The following is a 6447-nucleotide window of genomic DNA, read 5'->3' as shown; positions in this document are numbered from 1 at the left end:
TTCTCTTATACAATTCTAGGATAACACTTCCATATATATTAGGTCAAGTAAGTTGACTTAACTGAAATACCTGCAACCATATAAAAAAATACCGCCTTGAATGTTTCAAGACGGTACTCTACAGAGAGCGTATTCAAGGTTATTCCTTGAACTCCCCTTTTAAATATTTTACTTCTTGGAATCCTGGACGTTTACTTGCGAGTTCTTCCATCATCGCATTCCAATCATTTCCGACTTCAGCTTTAATACTTTGAAGTAAATCATTTTGTGCTTTATTGATTTCTGTAACCAATGCATGACCTTTATCAGTCGCAAAGAGTTCTTTGACTCTGCCATCTATTTTAGATTTTCTTTCGACAACTAAACCTTCATCTTTTAATTTTTTCAACGTTTGATGACTGCCTTGTTTAGAGATTTCCATACTTCTTAGTAAATCTCTGATGGTAATCCCAGGCACTTTATCGATAAAGAATAAGAAGCGATGGTGTTGGCGGCGCATTCCTTTCTTCTCAATAATTTCATCTGCAGTATGAATAAATGTTTTATAGGCAAAATAGAACAAGAGATGATCATAGTCGTTATTATGTGCAGTCATGGTTCACAGTCCTTTATTTCAAAATGTTGTTTTCTGATAATTAACTTTATTATAGCAAGTCTTATAACAGACCTAAAGCACTGATTTTTCTTTTAAGCTTAGTTCAATCAAATAGAAACTTGTGCAATTTGTCTTTATTCTTTGTACAATGACATCAATATAGAACAAAAGGGAGATGATCGAATGGTTCGATTTAAAACTGTTCAAATCACAGACTTAACTGAAGAAGACTTACAAGCTATGGGGGCACAAGATCAACTAATTGATGTAAGAGAAGCTGATGAATATGAAGCTGGTCATATTGAAGATGCGTTGAATTATCCACTTTCAACGTTAAATACGAAATTCCCATTAGACCAAGGCAAAACGTATTACATTTATTGTCAAAAAGGCGGACGCAGTCAACAAGCCAGCCAAATGTTAAGTGACAGCGGTTTTGATGTGATTAATTTAAATGGCGGTTATGAAGCATATCTTTCTCAACAAGAAGCACAAGCACAACCACAACATCAAACTACAAGTAAGCAGGAGCAGACCGAAGTCACTGCCTCTGAGAAAACAATTAAACCAGAACGCAAACAATTAAACTACAGTGGTTTACAATGTCCAGGTCCTATCGTGAATTTAAGCCAAGCCATCAAACAACTACAACCTGGCGAACAAGTTGAAGTAATTGTTACGGATTTAGGCTTTGCGAGTGATATACAAAGTTGGGCAAAACAAACGGGTCATCACTTAATTGATTTAAAAACAGATGATTCAAAAGTCACAGCTATCATCGAAAAAGGTGAAGCTTCTGATCAAGCTATGTCTGTCCACGAATCAAATAATGGCACAACGATTGTCTTATTCAGCGGTGAACTTGATAAAGCTTTAGCTGCTTTAATCATTGCGAATGGCGCACGTGCAGCAGGTCGTGAGGTTTCTATCTTCTTTACTTTCTGGGGATTGAACGCATTAAAACGTACAGATGCGCCTAAAGTGCAGAAAAAAGGATTAGAAAAACTCTTTGATTTCATGTTGCCAAAAGGTCCAGAAAGTATGCCGTTATCTAAAATGAATATGTTCGGTTTAGGACGCTTTATGATGAAACTCTTAATGAAACAAAAGAACGTCGATTCATTACCTGCTTTAATCGATAAAGCAATCGAAAATGATATAAAACTAATCGCATGTACTATGAGTATGGATGTCATGGGTATCAAACGTGAAGAATTGCGTGATGATGTCCAAATCGGCGGTGTTGGCACATATATCGGCGATACAGAACATGCCAAACATAATTTATTTATCTAAAGCATATAGATAATCCTCTGTCTTCAAATTAAGGCAGAGGATTTTTTACATCATCTTTAAATATCCTTCTTACTCTTCAAAAATTAATCGAACATTTGTTCGCTTTTTCTTTGAAAACGCGTTCGTAAAATGCTAAACTTAATTCATGAGTAAAGGTCGTTCTACTATATTGTGAGTACCTCACGTGCCTTGAACTGCAAGAAAGTGAGGTGATATGGATGGACATCATTATCCATGAACTCACGATTAATTTTTCTTCAATTGTGCAAGTGACACTTTTAGCAACAGCCATCAAGTTTATTATCAGCAAGAACGACAAAAAAGACTAGCTATGCAGCAACATAACTAGTCTCTCATTCGGTTCGTTTGGTAATCACAATTGTGCGTTGTGAGCCTTTACTCTAGCCTTCAGTCCTGTAAGACTGAGGGCTATTTTAATACAACTAAAGCTTACCAAATTTATAGCCCACTTTCAATTAAATTGCGGTTCATCTAAAACAAGGTTGCCCAATTCATTTTTGTTGGTGTGAGTTTCTTTGAATTCATTAAATGATATTATTTCTTTTTCTTCTTTTTGTCTTTTTTCTTTTTATCCTTTTTCTTCTTGTCTTTTGAATCTTCTTTTTTATCCTCTTTCTTGTTATCTTTCTTCTTAGATTTCTTATCTTTGTTGTCTTTGTCGTCTTTGTCGTCTTTCTTACCTTTTCCTTTTTTATCTTTGTCTTTCTTGTCCTTCTTCTCTTTTGTCTCTTTGTCTTTCTTATCTTTTGATTCTACTTTTTCTTTATCTTCTTGTTTCTTTTCTTTCTCTTCAGACGACTCTGATGCAGACTTGTCATCTTCAGAAGGTTCATTTTCTGAAGATATTTTCTCTTCTTTTGCAGGTTCTTCTTTTACTGCAGTGAATTCTTCTTCTAGTTCTCCTACTGCGATGACTTCACCTTTGTCATCTGTAGTGAGTGTTGTTTCTAATTCTTCATTTTGCTCTTCATCTAGATGGTAGCCCAATTCTAAGACTTGTAAATAAACGGTTACTTGGAAGTCTTTATATTCACCTTTATAGATAGTTTGAACATCGCTTTGACGAGATTGTAAATCAGTATGTTCTGTTAACGCAGGTTCTATTACGTTAGTTTGTATAGGTTCTTCTACAATTTCTTCAATAGAATGATCACGTTCTTGTTGATGGTTTTGAATACTTTTATAAATTAAATCAGCATCTTTCAACTCTGGATATTGTTTTAAAAATGCACTTTTAGTTTCTGGTATTTCAAAGTCTTTCTTTGCTTTTACATCGATATAGACTGCCGCATAATGGAACTTTGTTTGGTCAGAAACATTGTAAACCCAAGATTTAGGCGGGTTCGTCATTTTCTTTAAATGTTCAGTAAAGTCGCGTTGAATTGTTGATACTGCATGACCTGCTTGGCCGCTAGCGCTTGGTTCAAAATCATGTACATAAACCGTTCTTAGTTTTACCATATCTGTCATTTCATTTTGATCTAGAACTGCTAAATCTAAACGTGACATCTCTCTAGCGACAGTTTCTGCCAGTGCTTGACGCAAAACTTGAATTCCTAATAAATCTTTTAATGACTTATCTATACCTGACACTAAAGTTAAATACGCCATATCATCTGCGTAGTGTTTAAAGTTACCTTCTAACTTGCCCAATCTTTTAGTTAAAGCATCTGCGATATTGATTTTCATGTTAATTCCCCCATAGGTTTGATTTATACACTAAGTTAGTAACTTATACCCTATCAGTCGCAAAATAAGATTAAGATTTTATTAGATTGAATACTAATTTAGATTTGCGTCACTCAAAATAAAAAAGCGGTACAGGAGTACACGCTTTATAAGAATTAGCCATTCATGAATTTCAAAACTTCATCATACACTTTTTGAGAACGTTCATTATTTTTAATACGTCTTTTTTGAGACCGAGCCACATACTCCATGGGCACCATATTAAATTGTTTCTTAAAATTGTTGAGGAAAGAACGTTTACTAGAGTATGAATATCTTTTCCAAACTTCTTTGGTTTTTTGATTATCTTCACCATTAATTAATAAATATTCTGCCACGTTAAAAATCTTCACTTGTTGTACGTAATCATTGTAGTTAACACGTGCTGCATCTTTAAATACATGTGATAAATAACTTATATTTAAATCAAAACTTTCAGCGATAGTTGTTAACTTTAACGCTTCATCTGAATGATGATTGATGTACTCAATAATGTGGTTGATTGTCGGGTTATTAGTCATATTGAATAAGTAGATGTCGAAGTTTTCCAAGTAAACACGTAAGTATCTTACCAGTCGAACAATGGTCGCATTCGCTTTCACAAAGTTTGTTTCACATACATAACGTAAAGCCTGGATATAATCATTTTTAATGATATGGTGGATTTCAAAATTGCTTTCAACATGATTGATTTCTTTTAAACAAGCCGGCTTAAAATACACATAATGAATTGATAAGCAGACAACTTTCCCTTCTTTTATTTCCACTTCCATATTTGTGAAATGTGGTTTTTGAACAAAAAGATCTCCTGTTTTATAGGTAAAGTGCTGTGCCCCTTTTTTAACGAAGACTGTACCTGATAAAACTAAATAAATATTAACGTACTCCTCGCTTTTCGAATTATCTTTTATACAAGACCAACCTTGAAAAATATTGTAACTGTAATCCAAAAATATCCCCCCTAATAAAATAAAATGATAATGTGAATGAGTTCTTCTAAATATCCATAGAAAAGCAAGCAGTAAAATAGAAGTGTAAAAGAAGTGATGATTGAGGTAGATACATTTCATAACTGATGAAATTATCCAAAATAAGACTACACCTATTTATAATAAACTAAATGTTCAGAAAATTGAATGCTTTATTGTAAGTTTTTGTGCTAAAATGTTATATTTTTATCTGTTTTATTCAACCAGAAAGCCTTTAGTCCATTCTTTAAGTATATGTAAAATTACTTTATGATTTCTGTGGATTTCATTAAAAAAATTATTGACGCGTTACACATTCTCCTATATAATAAATCTTGTGTTAAAAAGCTATGGAGAAATACCCAAGTCCGGCTGAAGGGATCGGTCTTGAAAACCGACAGGGGCTTAACGGCTCGCGGGGGTTCGAATCCCTCTTTCTCCGCTACGATAAAGGATGAGATACTAAACGGTGTCTCATCCTTTTTTATTAACTTAACGTAAAAATTTCACTAAGTTATTATCATACGCTTAACAAATATTAGACTACATCACTAAACCCCACTCTATCATCTTAGAATGGGGTTCTTTTTATGGCGAGACTACTTTGTCTCACTTATTACGAGTATTTAGACGAAACGGTAAAGATATATTTGATATTAAGATATTAACAATAATACGATATCAAAAAAGCCGCACTCCCTACGAGTACGACTTTCGTTTAAATATTATTTTTTTACGACGACTGCTTACTAAGAATGCGGCACCGATTAATGCGGCTAATCCGCCTACAAGGATGCTGTTAGATTGTGACTGACCTGTATTTGTTTTTGTTGTTTAGAAGAAACTGTTTGTTCTGGATGTGTAGTTCTAGTTGTTGGGTTGTTTGATGTTTGTGATGAACGCTCTTCATCGTTTTGATACATATGTCTATCAGAAGTTCGAGTAGTATCTTGATGTTCATTTGTTGATTCATCAGAAGCATGGCTATCTTTAGACGTTTGATGTTTTTGTGTTATTTCGGTTTGATTTTCTACCTCTAAAGCCGTGCGTTCAGATGATGCTTCCTCTTCTGTTGTATGCTCTTGTTGTTTATTTGTATCTTCCATTTTGACTTCTTGTTTAACTTTGCTTTCAGTATTTAACTCAACTGATGAAGTTTTTTCAGAAACCATCTGGTTAAGAGAAGTTTCATCTGCATTTTCTAGGTGTATTTCTTCTTGTTGTGTAGTTGTTGTAACAGACTTTTCCGATACTACTTCATTTGAAATTGTTTCAAGAGAAGTTGTAGATTTATCTTCAGTTACTGCTGGAATTTCAATATTTTCTATGTTGTTTAACTCTGAAATCAAGTTGCCTTTTAATTCACTTGGTAACTGAGCTATTGCTGATTGTGCCAATTCTTTTGTTGTCTTTACTTTTTCTTGAACAATCGTTAATGCTTCTTGTTCTTCTGTCTGTACATGATGATCTGAAAGTACTTTTTCAAGTTCAATGTGTGCTGCATTATTTGTTGATATTGCTTCCCTCAACGCTGCTTCTGCTTCATTTAACCATTGATCTTGGATGTCGTTTGTACCATTCGCATTAGCGTCATTGATTTCTGGGATGTCGATGCCTTGTAATTGTGCTAATAACGCTGGTAAATTGCCTTTTAGTTCACTTGGTAATACGTTTACTTTTCTCTCTGCTGATGTTTTTAATGTTTGCGCTTCTTCTTGTGCAGATTTTAGTAATGTTTGTTCTTGTGGTGTGATTAAGTTGTCGGAAACTGCCATGTTCCATGCTGATTGGAATGCTTTATCTGCAAGTTCTGCTGCTTTCACAGCGGCTTCGGCATCA

Annotated in this window: 6 protein-coding genes and 1 tRNA gene; 2 read left to right on the top strand and 5 right to left on the bottom strand. The window is 34.2% G+C overall.

All coding sequences use genetic code 11. The features are described 5' to 3' along the window. Positions 1 to 139: 139 nt before the first annotated feature. Positions 140 to 595, bottom strand: a complete 456-nt coding sequence (locus HMPREF2846_RS12800) for a MarR family winged helix-turn-helix transcriptional regulator (protein WP_002480016.1) — start codon at positions 593 to 595, stop codon at positions 140 to 142. A 183-nt stretch (positions 596 to 778) separates the two neighbouring features. Between HMPREF2846_RS12800 and HMPREF2846_RS12795 the strand changes: the two genes are divergently transcribed. Continuing rightward, positions 779 to 1891 carry a DsrE/DsrF/DrsH-like family protein gene (locus tag HMPREF2846_RS12795; protein ID WP_070626786.1) on the top strand — a complete coding sequence of 371 codons (1113 nt, stop codon included), beginning with the start codon at positions 779 to 781 and terminating at the stop codon, positions 1889 to 1891. A 555-nt stretch (positions 1892 to 2446) separates the two neighbouring features. On the opposite strand, the gene HMPREF2846_RS12790 is transcribed toward HMPREF2846_RS12795, so the two are convergent. Together HMPREF2846_RS12790 and HMPREF2846_RS12785 are read right to left on the bottom strand one after the other, a co-directional pair. Beyond that, a complete protein-coding gene (locus HMPREF2846_RS12790; protein WP_070626785.1) occupies positions 2447 to 3601 on the bottom strand; it encodes a hypothetical protein in 1155 nt (384 codons plus the stop codon). Positions 3602 to 3756: 155 nt separating this feature from the next. Further along, positions 3757 to 4590 carry a helix-turn-helix domain-containing protein gene (locus HMPREF2846_RS12785; RefSeq protein WP_070626784.1) on the bottom strand — a complete coding sequence of 278 codons (834 nt, stop codon included), beginning with the start codon at positions 4588 to 4590 and terminating at the stop codon, positions 3757 to 3759. A gap of 370 nt (positions 4591 to 4960) precedes the next feature. Between HMPREF2846_RS12785 and HMPREF2846_RS12780 the strand changes: the two genes are divergently transcribed. Beyond that, positions 4961 to 5050, top strand: a tRNA-Ser gene (locus HMPREF2846_RS12780). A 257-nt stretch (positions 5051 to 5307) separates the two neighbouring features. Here HMPREF2846_RS12780 and HMPREF2846_RS14950 read toward each other — a convergent pair. Both HMPREF2846_RS14950 and HMPREF2846_RS12775 read right to left on the bottom strand, forming a co-directional pair. Next, a complete protein-coding gene (locus HMPREF2846_RS14950; protein WP_371099764.1) occupies positions 5308 to 5403 on the bottom strand; it encodes an LPXTG cell wall anchor domain-containing protein in 96 nt (31 codons plus the stop codon). Next, the coding region (locus HMPREF2846_RS12775) for a GA-like domain-containing protein (protein ID WP_218086529.1) at positions 5394 to 6447 on the bottom strand (1054 nt) is incomplete at its 5' end. The genes HMPREF2846_RS14950 and HMPREF2846_RS12775, both read right to left, overlap by 10 nt.

This window comes from Staphylococcus sp. HMSC056G08, assembly GCF_001812305.1.
Taxonomy (GTDB): domain Bacteria; phylum Bacillota; class Bacilli; order Staphylococcales; family Staphylococcaceae; genus Staphylococcus; species Staphylococcus simulans.
This window is presented reverse-complemented; position numbering and strand designations above follow the sequence as displayed.

Excerpts from the sequence above, each read along its gene's own strand:
- HMPREF2846_RS12800 (WP_002480016.1), bottom strand. The coding sequence starts at position 595 with ATGACTGCACATAATAACGACTATGATCATCTCTTGTTCTATTTTGCC.
- HMPREF2846_RS12795 (WP_070626786.1), top strand. The coding sequence starts at position 779 with ATGGTTCGATTTAAAACTGTTCAAATCACAGACTTAACTGAAGAAGAC.
- HMPREF2846_RS12790 (WP_070626785.1), bottom strand. The coding sequence starts at position 3,601 with ATGAAAATCAATATCGCAGATGCTTTAACTAAAAGATTGGGCAAGTTA.